General features: G+C 68.0%; 10 protein-coding genes. 4 read left to right on the top strand and 6 right to left on the bottom strand.

What is annotated here, in order from left to right; translation table 11 throughout:
* Nucleotides 1-398: 398 nt before the first annotated feature.
* The 6 genes from LI94_RS07840 to LI94_RS07815 form a co-directional block, all read right to left on the bottom strand.
* Nucleotides 399-944: a GNAT family N-acetyltransferase gene (locus LI94_RS07840; protein ID WP_024441410.1), complete on the bottom strand. Its 546-nt coding sequence runs from the start codon at nucleotides 942-944 to the stop codon at nucleotides 399-401.
* A 9-nt stretch (nucleotides 945-953) separates the two neighbouring features.
* Nucleotides 954-1,850, bottom strand: a complete 897-nt coding sequence (locus LI94_RS07835) for a 5-oxoprolinase/urea amidolyase family protein (RefSeq protein ID WP_046300847.1) — start codon at nucleotides 1,848-1,850, stop codon at nucleotides 954-956.
* A 5-nt stretch (nucleotides 1,851-1,855) separates the two neighbouring features.
* The gene (locus LI94_RS07830) at nucleotides 1,856-2,512 is read right to left on the bottom strand and encodes a carboxyltransferase domain-containing protein (protein WP_046300842.1); all 657 of its coding nucleotides are present in this window, start codon (nucleotides 2,510-2,512) and stop codon (nucleotides 1,856-1,858) included.
* A 96-nt stretch (nucleotides 2,513-2,608) separates the two neighbouring features.
* The gene (locus LI94_RS07825; RefSeq protein WP_046300841.1) at nucleotides 2,609-3,556 is read right to left on the bottom strand and encodes an ABC transporter substrate-binding protein; all 948 of its coding nucleotides are present in this window, start codon (nucleotides 3,554-3,556) and stop codon (nucleotides 2,609-2,611) included.
* A gap of 20 nt (nucleotides 3,557-3,576) precedes the next feature.
* Nucleotides 3,577-7,179: a hydantoinase B/oxoprolinase family protein gene (locus LI94_RS07820; RefSeq protein WP_152664779.1), complete on the bottom strand. Its 3,603-nt coding sequence runs from the start codon at nucleotides 7,177-7,179 to the stop codon at nucleotides 3,577-3,579.
* A gap of 3 nt (nucleotides 7,180-7,182) precedes the next feature.
* Nucleotides 7,183-8,100, bottom strand: coding sequence for a TetR family transcriptional regulator (locus LI94_RS07815; protein ID WP_343252057.1), 918 nt, complete (start codon nucleotides 8,098-8,100; stop codon nucleotides 7,183-7,185).
* Nucleotides 8,101-8,251: 151 nt separating this feature from the next.
* Here LI94_RS07815 and LI94_RS07810 point away from each other — a divergent pair, with 151 nt between their 5' ends.
* From LI94_RS07810 to LI94_RS07795, 4 genes are all read left to right on the top strand, one after another.
* Entirely contained in the window at nucleotides 8,252-9,463 is a 1,212-nt protein-coding gene (locus LI94_RS07810) for an acyl-CoA dehydrogenase family protein (protein WP_024441416.1), read from the top strand.
* Nucleotides 9,460-10,485, top strand: coding sequence for a phosphotransferase family protein (locus LI94_RS07805; RefSeq protein WP_024441417.1), 1,026 nt, complete (start codon nucleotides 9,460-9,462; stop codon nucleotides 10,483-10,485). The genes LI94_RS07810 and LI94_RS07805 overlap by 4 nt, the downstream gene beginning before the upstream one ends.
* A gap of 30 nt (nucleotides 10,486-10,515) precedes the next feature.
* Complete coding sequence (locus LI94_RS07800) at nucleotides 10,516-11,277, top strand: glucose 1-dehydrogenase (RefSeq protein WP_024441418.1); 762 nt, start codon at nucleotides 10,516-10,518, stop codon at nucleotides 11,275-11,277.
* 73 nt (nucleotides 11,278-11,350) lie between these two features.
* Nucleotides 11,351-13,012: an AMP-binding protein gene (locus LI94_RS07795; RefSeq protein WP_046300839.1), complete on the top strand. Its 1,662-nt coding sequence runs from the start codon at nucleotides 11,351-11,353 to the stop codon at nucleotides 13,010-13,012.
* The last annotated feature ends 8 nt before the right edge of the window (nucleotides 13,013-13,020 follow it).

The raw sequence follows: 13,020 nt of genomic DNA, 5'->3' as shown, positions 1-13,020 counted from the left end.
GCTGTGACGGTCACACCATAAGGCCACACGCGTTAGTTAGCGCCTCGAAGTAGGGCCCCTGCGACGATTGGCAGCAGAGTGGCAGGGAGTCACAAAATCCGGCCTTGCCCCCGGAATGTCTCCACGCGGGGCGAGGGGCGCCGATACGGCCACGATGGCGAATATGCCCAGCTCAGAGCGCTGAAAGATTGTCTCCCGGGGGCGGCAAGCGCCGATACGTGCGGTCGTGACCCAGTTTTCCGGTGAGGTCCACGCAATATTAAGTTAACAATCAATCTGGGCGACGCTTCAATCGCACGGCTGATTCTTATGAACATCCGGAGAAAGGGTGCGGTTCGGCCCGGGTACGTCCAGTCGCCGCCCATACACGGCGCATCCACCCTCCGTTAACCGGGCGGCTACCAGACGTGGCCGTCCCGCCAGCCGCACGTCAGTTCGGCGGTGAGGTCCAGGTCGGTGCCCACCGGCATAACGAACACGGTCCCGTCCGCCTCGGGGGTGCGCACCGGACCGGTCGGGGCTAAGACGGCCGTGGGACCACGCCACAGCAACCATCCCCGCGCGGTGTAGAGCCGGCGGCTGATACGGGGTGAACTGAGCGCGCCGAGCTCGAACGCGCCGCGGATCACCTGTTCGCATGCCTCAAGTACCGCGGTGCCCAGACCCCGCTCCCGGTGATCGGCCCGGACGGTGACGGCCTCTACATAGCCGCACCGCAGAGATCTGCCGCGATAGAGCAGTTGGCGCCGGATCACAGAGCCGTGGGCGATCAGGACGCCGTGGTGCCAGATCAACGCGTGCATGCCGCCGAGCGCGTGCTGCCAATCGGCGTCAGAAAGTTCGCCCCCGGAGGCTTCGGTGACCAGCCGATGTGCGCCGCGACGGGTCTCATCGTCCAGATCGCTGGTGTGGATCAGGCGGGCGGTAGGAACTTGGCCGAGCACCCGACGGGCCTACCAGGCCGAGCGTGCGGCGGGGTGCTGGCGGGGCCGAGACCAGTGCATCCGTACGGTCTGTCCGGGCCGGACCTGGGCCAACGTGTCGATGTCGTCGTCGACCACCACCCCGACCACCGGGTAGGCGCCGGTCACCGGATGGTCGGGTCCCAGGATTATCGGGAAGCCGTTCGGCAAGATCTGGATGGCGCCCCGGTCGGTACCCTCGGCGGGCAATTGCCTTTCCGGCCAACGGTATTCCAGCGGCATCCCCACCAAGCGCATGCCGACGCGGTCGCTGCGGTTACTCACCAGCCAATTGGTGCGCACCATAATGTCGGGGTCGACAAACCAGTCGTCGCGTGGGCCGGGTGTCACCCGCAACTCGACCACGTCGTCGGGGATGGTCGCCACCGGCGCCTGGTCGATCTCGGGGAAGTGGCCGGTCCGTTCGCCGATCTGCAGCACGTCGCCGTCACGCAACGGGGCGGGGCCGATCTCGCCCATCACGTCGTAACTGCGGGAACCCAGCACCGGGGTGACATCGATGCCGCCTCGCACCGCCAGATAGCTGCGCAGTCCCGACCGCGGCCTGCCCAAGGAGACCACCTGGCCGTCGCGGACGTGCTGGATGCTGTTGGTGCCGAAGCTGACTCCGTTGACATCGGGGTCGGTGTCGGCGCCGGTGACCGCGATGTCGACGTCTCCGCCGTGGACTCGCACGGACAATCCGCCGAATGCCACCTCGATGGTGGCTCGATCGTCGGGATTGGCCAGCAGCCGGTTGGCCAACTTGTGCGAGCGGCGGTCGGCAGCGCCGGACGGGCTGACTCCGAGGTGGCCCATCCCGGCCCGGCCCAGATCTTCGACCAAAGCCAGCGGGCCGGTGTGCAGCACTTCCAGGGTGGTTGTCATGGCGGTCACGCAGCCCGGAATCGCACCGACAGGCCCGGGGTCAACAGCGCCGGGGCGGGCCGCTCCAGATCCCACAACACGGCGTCGGTGTGGCCGATCACCTGCCAACCGCCGGGCCACGGACGCGGATAGATGCCGCTGAACTGGCCGGCCAGCGCAACCGAGCCGGCCGGAACCGGACGCAACTCGGCGCGCCGGGGCACCTGCAGCCGGGGGTCGCCGCCGAGCAGGTAGGCGAAACCCGGAGTGGATCCGCCGAACCCCACCAACCAGGGCGTCGCGGTATGGGCATTGATGACCTGGGCGACGCTCAGGCCGGTGTGTTCGGCCACCTCGGCCAGGTCCGGCCCGTCGTAGATGACGTCGACAATCACGTCTGCGGTGCCCTCGGGGGCGCGCATCCGGACAGCGTCCCGGTCGACGTCCAGGGTCGTCAGGCGCCGCCGGACACCGGCCCGGTACCTGGGCGCGGCCAGTTTCACCAACACCGTGTGGGACGCCGGGACTACGTCGACAACGCCGGGCAGCGCGGCGGAACGTATTGCCGCGGTCCATGCCAGCACGTCGGTGGTGGAGTCGAACTGCAGCAGCAGGGCGCTGTCGCCGTAGTCGAGGACCACGTCGGTCTTGGTGAAATCGTTGAAATCCAATGCCACGCTCATGCCACGACCGTAGCCCCGAATGACGCCCAATAGTGACGTAGAACACAATTCTGCGGGGTATGCCAGAGGGGTCTTACGGAACGCGCAGAGTCGGCCCTAGCCAGTGATCTTGGCGATGAGCGCGGGCAGCTGTCCTGCCACCAGCGGATAGCTCAGCGGCGAGGCGAAGGCGATCGCGCCGGCCTGATCCTTGGTTGTGAAGACGCTGCGAGACTCGAACCCGGCGATGTCGCGATCGGCCAACAGCGCCGTCCGCTCGTCGTCGCTCTCGGTGGTCCAGATCAGCACATCCGCGGCGCCGAGCGTGGCGTCGATCCGCTCGTGCTCGATCACCGGGGATGCCTCTGCGACGGTCAACCCCATCTGAGTCAGAAAGGCGGTTCGCCAGCCAGTGGCGGCGCTGACATCGCCCTGGTCCAGTCGGCCGGCCAGCAGCAGCACCTTCTTGCCCTTGAAGCCGGGGCGCGCAGCGGCGACGTCGGTGAACGCGCTGTCGACCCCGTCGATCAATGACTGCATCTGCTGACCGCGATGCACGGCTTTGCCGATGGCGGCGGCCTGAACCTTCCAGGGCTCGAAGAAGGCGTCACCACCGGACTGCGGCACGGTCGGCGCGATCGCCGACAGCTTCTGATAGGTGTCGGCATCCACCCCGGCGTTTGTCGCGATGATCAGATCCGGCTTGAGGTCGGCGATCTGGGCGACCGCGATCCCGTTGTCCAAGTCCAGCACCACCGGCTTGGCGTCCCCGAGCTGTCGCTGCGCCCAGGGCCACACCGCGAACGGCTGATCGCCGAACCAATTGGTTACCGCGATCGGGACGACACCGAGCGCCAGCAGGTCGTCCTGACCGGTGTAGCCGGCGCACACCACCCGGCTGGGCGGCTCCGGGACGGTGGTCTCACCAAAGATATGGGCGATGGCGACCGGCCCGGGTGCGCCGTCGTCCCTGTGGTCTTCCGACGAGCAGGCGGCCAGAAGTGCGGTGGCACCGGCCGCGCCGCAGAGGCCGAAGAAACCGCGCCGGCTCCACTGGTCTCGCATCGCGTGAGATTAACCCGCGATCAGGCGGGCTCGCCATACCCGCCACCGCCGGGAGTCTCGATCACCAGCACGTCGCCGGGACCTAAGTCGGTGGAATCGCAGCCGGCCAGCTCGGTCACCGAGCCGTCCGCGCGTTCCACCCGGTTGCGTCCCAAGCCGCCGGATTGGCCGCCGGCCATACCGTAGGGCGCGACTCGCCGGTGCCCGGTCAGCACACTGACGGTCATCGGCTCGCGGAACTCGATCCTGCGCACGCCGCCGTCGCCGCCGTGCCAGCGACCGGCTCCTCCGCTGCCGTGCCGGATCGCGTACTCGCGCAACAACACCGGGTAACGCATCTCCAGCACTTCGGGGTCGGTGAGCCGTGAGTTGGTCATGTGGGTCTGCACCACCGAGGCGCCGTCGAAACCTTCGCCGGCCCCGGACCCGCAGCCCAGCGTCTCGTAGTACTGGTGGCCGGCGTCGCCGAACGTGACATTGTTCATCGTCCCGGAACCCTCGGCCTGCACCCGAAGTGCGGCCAGCAGAGCCCCGGTGATGGCCTGGGAGGTCTCGACGTTTCCGGCGACCACCGCGGCCGGGTAGGCCGGCGACAACAGGGTGCCGCCCGGGATCGTGATCTGTAGCGGGCGCAGGCACCCGTCGTTGATCGGGATGTCGTCGGCTACCAGCGTGCGGAACACGTAGAGCACGGCGGCGGTGGCAACCGATGATGGCGCGTTGAAGTTCGTGGCCAACTGCGGCGAGGTCCCGGCGAAGTCGATGGTGGCACCGCGTGCCGCGCGGTCCACGGAAACCCGCACCGCGATCGTCGCGCCGGAGTCCATCTCATAGCGGTACTCGCCGTCGTCGAGGGAATCGATGACCCGGCGCACCGCCTCCTCGGCGTTGTCCTGGACGTGGCGCATATAGGCCTGCACGACGTCCAGACCGAAATGGGAGATCATCGACCGGATCTCGTCGATACCCTTCTGGTTGGCGGCGACTTGCGCACGCAGATCCGCGAGGTTGGTGTCGGGACTGCGCGAGGCGTACGTCGCCGCGGTGAGAAGGTCCCGGGTCGGGGTCTCACGAAAGTGGCCGTCGTCGACCAACAGCCAGTTGTCGAACAGCACGCCTTCCTCGACCACGGACCGGCTGTCCGCGGGCATGGAACCGGGTGTGGTGCCCCCGATCTCGGCATGGTGACCGCGCGAGGCCACAAAGAACAACACCGGGTCGTCCGGCCCCGCGGCTTGGGCGTACACCGGAGTGACGACGGTGATGTCGGGCAGGTGGGTGCCGCCGTGATACGGGTCGTTGACCGCATAGACCTGGCCGGGCCGCATCGTCGACGCCCGGCGGGCGATGACCTCCTTGACCGTGGCGCCCATCGATCCCAGATGCACCGGGATATGCGGTGCATTGGCCACCAGACAGCCATCGGCGTCGAACAATGCGCAGGAGAAGTCCAGCCGCTCACGGATATTGACCGATTGGGCGGTTGCCTCCAGCCGGGTTCCCATCTGCTCGGCGATGGCCATGAACAGGTTGTTGAAGATCTCCAGCAACACCGGATCGGCCGCGGTTCCGGCGGCGGCAACCGGTGCGGGCGCGGCCAGCCGTTGCAGCACCAGTTGGCCGTCGGCGGTGAGCTGGGCTTGCCAACCGTCGTCGACGACAGTGGTGGCGTTGTCCTCGGCGATGACGGCCGGCCCGACCACCACGTCGGTGATGGCGTCTCGCTGGTGTAGCGGCGCGTCAGTCCAGGCACCGCCGGCGTAGAGGCGCACGACTTCAACGGGTTGACGGGATGCCTCGGCATCGTTTCGCCCGAACAGTTCGGGTTGCTCGGTGAGCCCGGTCGCCTCGACCGAAACCGCCTCGGCGATCAGCGCACGCTCCATCAGGAACGAGTACATGCCGCGGTGGATCTCTTCGAACGCCGCTGTCATCGAAGCGATGTCGCCGAGCTCGACCGGGATCGAGGTGTCGGTGCCCTGGTAGCGAAGGTGCACCCGGCGTATCACGTGGGTCTGGTCGGCCGGAATGTGCTGGGCGGCGAGCTCGCCGCGTGCCTGCCCCTCCAGGTCGTCGGCGACCTGCTCCAATCCCGCGAGGGCGGTGGAATCCAGCTCGGTCTCGACAGCGCGCTCGCGGATCACGGTGGTGTCGGCCAAGCCGATTCCGAGTGCGGAGAGCACGCCCGCCATCGGCGGCACCAACACCGTACGGATGCCGAGCTCGTCGGCCACCGCGCACGCATGCTGTCCGCCGGCACCCCCGAAAGTGGTCAAAGCGTATCGGGTGATGTCGTGTCCCCGGGCCACCGAGATCTTCTTGACCGCGTTGGCCATGTTGGCCACCGCGATGCGGAGAAACCCTTCGGCGACCTGCTCGGGGCTGCGGTCATCGCCTGTGGCGGAGAGGATTTCGTTGGCCAGCTCGGCGAAGGAGTGCCTCACCACCGCTGCGTCCAGCGGCTCGTCGCCGGCCGGTCCGAACACCGCCGGGAAATGGGCGGGCTGGATACGGCCCAGCATGACGTTGGCGTCGGTGACGGTCAACGGCCCCCCGCGCCGGTAGCAAGCAGGTCCCGGGTCGGCGCCCGCCGACTCCGGCCCCACCCGATAGCGGCTGCCGTCGAAGTGCAGGACCGAGCCGCCGCCCGCAGCGACGGTGTGGATGTGCAGCATCGGCGCCCGCAGTCGCACACCGGCAACCTCGGTGGTGAACACCCGCTCGTATCCGCCGGAAGCACTGTAATGCGATACGTCGGTGGAGGTTCCGCCCATGTCGAAACCGATCACCGAGTCGAAGCCGGCCAACGCCGACATCCGAACCATGCCGACGATTCCGCCGGCCGGACCGGACAGGATCGCGTCCTTGCCGCGGAAATGATCTGCCGCCGCCAGGCCCCCGTTGGACTGCATGAACATCAGTCGCACGCCGGTGAGTTGGTCGGCCACTTGGGCCACATAGCGGCGCAGTACCGGTGACAGGTAGGAGTCGACGACGGCGGTATCGCCACGGGGGATCAGCTTCGGCAGTGGACTCACCTCAGATGACAGCGAGATCTGGGTAAAGCCGATCTCGTGGGCCAGCTCGCCGATCACCCTTTCATGCAAAGGATTTCGATAACTGTGCAGGCATACCACCGCGCACGCGCGGATACCGTCGGCATGCGCGTCCCGCAGCTGTGCGGCCACGGCCTCCACGTCCGGTTCCTGTAGCACGGTCCCGTCGCCGGCCACGCGCTCATCGACTTCGACGGTGCGTTCGTAGAGTTGCTCGGGCAGCACGATCTGCCGGTCGAAGATGTGTGGCCGATTCTGATAGGCGATGCGCAGGGCATCGCCGAAACCACGCGTGATGACCAACAGGGTTCGCTCCCCGGCGCGCTCCAGCAGCGCGTTGGTGGCTACCGTCGTGCCCATCCGAACCGCGCCGATCAACCCGGCCGGGATCGGCGCGTCGCCCTCGATCTGTAGCAGGGCGCGGATACCGGCCACCGCCGCGTCGCGGTACTGCTCAGGATTCTCCGAGAGGAGCTTGTGGGTGAGTAGGCGCCCGTCGGGGCGGCGGGCCACGATGTCGGTGAACGTGCCGCCCCGGTCGATCCAGAACTGCCAGGTAGCCACCACGAGTCACATTCTGCCGTCGGCTGCCGGTGGTGGGGAACCCAGTCCGGGGCTGCGCGCCTTGGTGAGCAGGGCGACGGCGAAGTCGGCGTAGCTGCGGGCGGTCTCCTCGGGACTGGCGGGCCCGTCGGCGTTGAACCACTGCGGCAGCGAGGTGCACATGGTGGTGATGGCGCGGCCTGCGACGCGACGGTCGAGGATATCGGCGACGTCGACTTCAGACTCGCGCGCGGCACGGTCGATGGCGGCGTCGAGGCTGTGCTGCAGTTGATTTCGTGAGTCGGCGATACGTTGCCGATTCGCCGCCGTCAGACTGCGCATCTCGCTGGCTCCGATGAAGGCCAGCTTCTGGCGGTGCGTGTGGAACAGGGCCAGGGCTTCTACGATCAGCCGCACCTCCTGCAGGCCGGTTGCGGCGTCGGCGCGGGCGGCGCCGACGCGCCAGTGCAGCTCGGTCATGGTCAGATCGAGTAGCGCCACCAGCAGCGCCTGCTTGTCGGGGTAGTGGTGGTAAATCCCCGGCACGCTCATGCCCGCGCGCGCAGACACGTCCCGCATGGAACTGCCGTGGTAGCCGGTCTCGACGAACGCATCGATAGCAGCGGCCAAGACGCTGTCCAGGGCCAGGGGCGGAAACCTTCGCCAGTCGTGTTGCCCGGAATCGGCCACCTCGTCGGGTATGTGCGCTGGGCGGGCGGGTCCCGCGGAGACGGTGCCCGCCAGGATCTGGTCCGGTGTGACGCCCAGTGCTCCCGCGCACTCCTGGAGGCGTGACACCGAGATCCCGGTCTTGCCGTTCTCCATGGCGCTGATCGTGGCGGGGCTGACCCGCAGGCACTGCGCAAGGTCGCGGACGGTGAGTCCTCTGGCCCGACGGGCAGCGCGGATCGCCGTGCCGCACTCCGGCGATCCCGCCACGGCCACCTCCGGATTGTTCAGGATTTCTGAACTATACCGGAGGGCACGGTAATCGCCTGATAGCCGATTTTTGACGGAAAACAGGCTCCTGTGTCACAGTCCGTAGTGTTCGGGCCGAGTGATCGGTCGGTCATTGCGAGAGTGGTGATGGGGTGTCATGGCGATCGAGTTGAACTACTCGCCGGAAGTGTCGGCGGTTGTCGAAAAGACGCGGGCGTTCATCGAGGACGTGGTGTTGCCGGTGGAGGACCGCTTCGGCGGGGACGTCGCCGCCGCAGGCGGGGATGCCGCGGTGAAGGAGCTGCAGGCCGCTGCTCGCGATGCGGGCGTGTTCGCGCCGCACGCGCCCGTCGAATACGGCGGGATGGGCCTGAACATGTCCGACCGGGCGCCGGTGTTCGAAGCCGCCGGCTATTCGCTGTTCGGTCCGGCCGCGGTGAACATCGCCGCCCCCGATGAGGGCAATGTGCATCTGCTGGCGGAGGTGGCCAGTCCTGAGCAGAAGGCGCGTTACCTCGCACCCCTGGCCGCCGGCGACGTGCGATCTGCGTTCGCGATGACCGAGCCGGGACCGGGTGCGGGCTCGGATCCGTCTGCGCTGACGACCAAGGCCGAACGCCGGTCGGGAGATTGGTACATCACCGGCCGCAAGTGGTACATCACCGGCGCCGACGGCGCGGGATTCTTCATCGTCATGGCCCGCACCTCCGGGGAACCCGGCCAGCGCGGCGGCGCCACCATGTTCCTGGTCCCCGCCGACACCGCGGGGCTGACCGTCGGCCGACACATCCCGACCCTGGACCGGTCCATGGTGGGCGGCCACTGTGAAGTGTTCTTCGACGACGTTCGGGTTCCCGAGGAAGCGGTGCTCGGCGAGGTGGACCGCGGCTTCGAGTACGCCCAGGTACGTCTCGGGCCTGCGCGCATGACGCACGTCATGCGGTGGCTCGGCGCCGCGCGTCGGGGCCACGACACCGCGCTGTCGCATGTCGTGGAGCGCCAGGCATTCGGCTCACCGCTCGGCGATCTCGGCATGATCCAGAACATGGTGGCCGACAACGAAATCGACATCGCGGCTACCCGAGCGCTGCTGGTGCGTGCATGCTGGGAACTGGACCAGGGCGGCAGCGCCGGCGATGCGACGTCGATCGCCAAGACGTTCGCCGCCGAGGCGATCTTCCGGATCGTCGACCGCAGCGTGCAGATGTGCGGTGCGCTCGGCGTCACCGAGGACCTGCCCCCCGCGCGGCTTTCCCGTGAGGTGCGTCCGTTCCGGGTTTACGACGGTCCTTCCGAGGTGCACCGCTGGGCCATCGCCAAGCGGCGGGTCGGGGCGGCCCGGCGCGCGCGCAAGGACGCCGGGCAGTGACGGTCGAAGCCCTGGATCCGGTTGCCTTGCGGCGATACCTCATCGCCAACGACGTCCCGGTTCAGGGAGAGCTCACCGTAGAGCTGATCGCCGGTGGCCGGTCCAACCTCACGTTCAAGGTCAGCGACGAATCGTCGGCCTGGGTCGTGCGTCGGCCTCCGCTCGGCGGCCTGACTCCGTCGGCGCACGATGTGGGTCGCGAATTCGCGGTCACCGACCGGCTTTACGGCACCGGTGTTCCGATCGCGCGGCCCGTGGCGCTCGACGCCGACGGCACGGTGTGCGGTGCTCCGCTGACCGTCACGGAGTTTGTGACCGGCCGGGTCTACCGCCACAAGGATGATCTGGACACCCTGTCCGATGCGGAACTGGCTGCCAACGCCTCGGCGCTGGTGCGGGTTCTGGCGGATCTGCACGCGGTCGACTACCGCGCCGTTGGGCTCGAATCCTTCGGCAGGCCAGACGGTTTCCTGGAACGCCAGGTGCGGCTGTGGGCCCGCCAGTGGGAACTGGTCAAGACGCCCGAGAACGATGAGGCGCTGTCCGGTGATATCACGAAACTGGCCGCGGCACTGGCCGGCGCCATTCCGCAGACATCGCAACCCTCGGTGGTGCACGGCGACTTCCGTATCGACAACACCATCTGCGATCCAGAGCAGGCGGACGTCATCCGGGCCGTGGTGGACTGGGAGCTTTCCACCCTCGGCGACCCGCTCACCGATATCGCCCTGATGTGCGTCTACCGGTCACCGGCATTCGACCTGGTGTTCGGCCACCCCGCGGCGTGGACCAGTGCACGCCTGCCGTCGGCCGACGCCCTCGCCGAGGAATACGCACGGCTGTCCGGTCGGGACCTGAGCGACTGGCGCTTCTATCTGGCGCTGGCGAACTTCAAAATCGCAGTGATCGCCGAAGGAATCACCCACCGGGCCCAGCATGGTGCGAAGGACGTGCAGAACGCCGGTGAAGCGGCACACGCTGCGCCGGAGTTCATCGCCGCGGCGCTGAATGCGTTGCAGTAACCGCAGAAAAGTCGAGAAAGGTTGAGTCGGGTGAGCGTACTGGACAAGTTCCGTATGGACGGCAAGGTCGCCGTGGTGACCGGGGCGTCCTCGGGCCTCGGCGTGTATTTCGCCCGGGCCTTCGCCGAGGCCGGCGCGGACGTAGTGCTGGCTGCGCGGCGGGTGGAGAAGCTCGCGGAGGCAGCAGAACTGGTGACCGCTGCCGGACGCGCAGCTCTGCCGGTGGCGACCGATGTCGCCGACCCGGCGGCGGCGACCAGAATGGTCGAGGCCGCCATCGAGCGGTTCGACCGGGTGGACGTGCTGATCAACAACGCGGGTATCGGAACGGCGCATCCGGCCACCCGGGAGACCCCCGAGCAGTTCCGTGAGGTCATCGACATCAACCTCAACGGGGCCTACTGGGCGGCGCAGGCCTGCGGGCGGGTGATGAAACCGGGTTCGTCGATCGTCAACATCTCCAGCATCCTGGGCCTGACCACCGCGGGCCTCCCGCAGGCGGCGTATGCGGCCAGCAAGGCGGGGCTGATCGGTCTGACTCGGGACCTGGCGCAGCAGTGGGGTAGCCGGAAGGGGATCCGGGTCAATGCGATCGCGCCGGGCTTCTTCGCATCGGAGATGACCGAGCAGTACCGTCCGGGCTACCTGGACAGCGTCGCTCACCGAATCGTGCTGGGCCGGATGGGCGATCCGGAAGATCTCGCGGCCTCGGTTCTGTGGCTGGCCTCGGATGCCGGTGGTTACGTCACCGGACAGACCATCGCAGTCGACGGCGGTTTCACGATCAACTGAAGCCGCCTCGCGGATCCGCGATAGCCTCGGCTGGTGGCTCCCCCGGTCTTGAAACTCCCCGGATCCGGCCTGAATGCCTGACGACATCGCCGGGATGCTGCTCGACCGCCTCGGCGACCGCCATCTGGGGCTGCGCACCCGGCAACAGGACTGGACGTGGGACGACGTGGTGCGCGAGTCCGCCGCGCGTGCCGCGCTGGCATCGGCGTTGCGCCGGGACGGACCGTTTCACATCGGCATCCTGCTGGACAACGTGCCGGATTTCGTGTTCTGGCTCGGCGCAGGCGCGCTGTCCGGCGGGGTCATCGTCGGAATCAACCCCACCCGCGGGGATACCGAGATGGCCGCGGAGATCCGGCACGCGGACTGTCAGCTGATCGTCACCGACACCGCCGGGGTGGGCCGACTGCGCGGCCTGGACCACGGCCTGGAGCCCGGGCGATTCTTGGTGATCGACGAGCCCGGCTACGCCGCGCTCATTGCCGAGCACCGGGTGGAGCCGGCCGCCGCCGCGGGCGTGGGGCCGGAGTCGTTGTTGCTGCTGCTGTTCACCTCGGGCACCACCGGTGCCTCCAAGGCGGTCAAGTGCAGCCAGGGCCGGCTGGTCCGCATCGCCGAGGCGGCCACCGCCAAATTCGGTCACGTGCGTGCCGACGTCGACTACTGCTGCATGCCGCTGTTCCACGGCAACGCGATCATGGCGCTGTGGGCGCCTGCACTGGCCAACGGAGCCACGATCTGTCTGACACCTAAGTTCTCGGCATCGCAGTTCCTGCCCGACGTGCGCTACTTCGACGCGACGTTCTTCACCTATGTGGGCAAGGCGCTGGGCTACCTGCTGGCCACCACCGAACAGCCCGACGACGCCGATAACTCCCTGATTCGCGGCTTCGGAACCGAGGCCTCGCCGCAGGATCAGGCCCAGTTCCTCCGCCGGTTCGGCGCTGTCCTGCATGAGGGCTACGGATCCAGTGAGGGCGGCAACGCGGCGATACCCGACCCGGCGGCACCGCCAGGCGCGCTGGGCCGTCCGGCGCACGCGGGCATCGTCATCGTGGACCCGCAGACCCGTGCCGAATGTGCCACGGCGATCCTCGACGAATACGGCAGGGTGTCCAACGCCGACGAGGCGGTCGGCGAGATCGTCGACAAGACCGGGGCCCGCGACTTCGAGGGTTACTACAAGAACGACGCCGCCGATTCGGAAAAGGTCCGCGACGGCTGGTACTGGACCGGCGATCTCGGCTATCGCGACGAGGCCGGCTTTCTGTACTTCGCCGGCCGCCGCGGCGACTGGATCCGGGTCGACGGCGAGAACACCTCCGCGCTGGCCATCGAACAGGTGCTGCGCCGGCATCCGCTGGTCATCAGTGCCGGCGTCTACGCGGTGCCCGACCCGCGCTCCGGCGACCAGGTGATGGGTGCCATCGAGGTCGCCGACCCCGACGGCTTCGACGCGGCAGCCTTCGCCGGGTATTTGGCCGCCCAACCCGACTTGGGCCGCAAGGGCTTCCCGCGGTTTCTGCGGATCTCGGCCGGCCTGCCGGTCACCGGCTCGAACAAGGTGCTCAAACGCGAGCTGCAGGCGAAGCGCTGGCACACCGACGAACCGGTATACCGCTGGGCGGGGCGGGGCGTCCCCGAGTACATCCGCATGACCGACGACGACAAGCGTTCGCTGGACGCCGAATTCATCTCCTACGGTCGGCAGAGCTACCTGCGGGGCGACGGGTAGCGACCATG

Source organism: Mycobacterium sp. UM_Kg27 (assembly GCF_000972905.1).
Classification (GTDB): Bacteria; Actinomycetota; Actinomycetes; order Mycobacteriales; family Mycobacteriaceae; genus Mycobacterium.
This window is presented reverse-complemented; position numbering and strand designations above follow the sequence as displayed.

Excerpts from the sequence above, each read along its gene's own strand:
- LI94_RS07795 (WP_046300839.1), top strand. The coding sequence starts at position 11,351 with ATGCCTGACGACATCGCCGGGATGCTGCTCGACCGCCTCGGCGACCGC.
- LI94_RS07825 (WP_046300841.1), bottom strand. The coding sequence starts at position 3,556 with ATGCGAGACCAGTGGAGCCGGCGCGGTTTCTTCGGCCTCTGCGGCGCG.
- LI94_RS07810 (WP_024441416.1), top strand. The coding sequence starts at position 8,252 with ATGGCGATCGAGTTGAACTACTCGCCGGAAGTGTCGGCGGTTGTCGAA.
- LI94_RS07830 (WP_046300842.1), bottom strand. The coding sequence starts at position 2,512 with ATGAGCGTGGCATTGGATTTCAACGATTTCACCAAGACCGACGTGGTC.
- LI94_RS07835 (WP_046300847.1), bottom strand. The coding sequence starts at position 1,850 with ATGACAACCACCCTGGAAGTGCTGCACACCGGCCCGCTGGCTTTGGTC.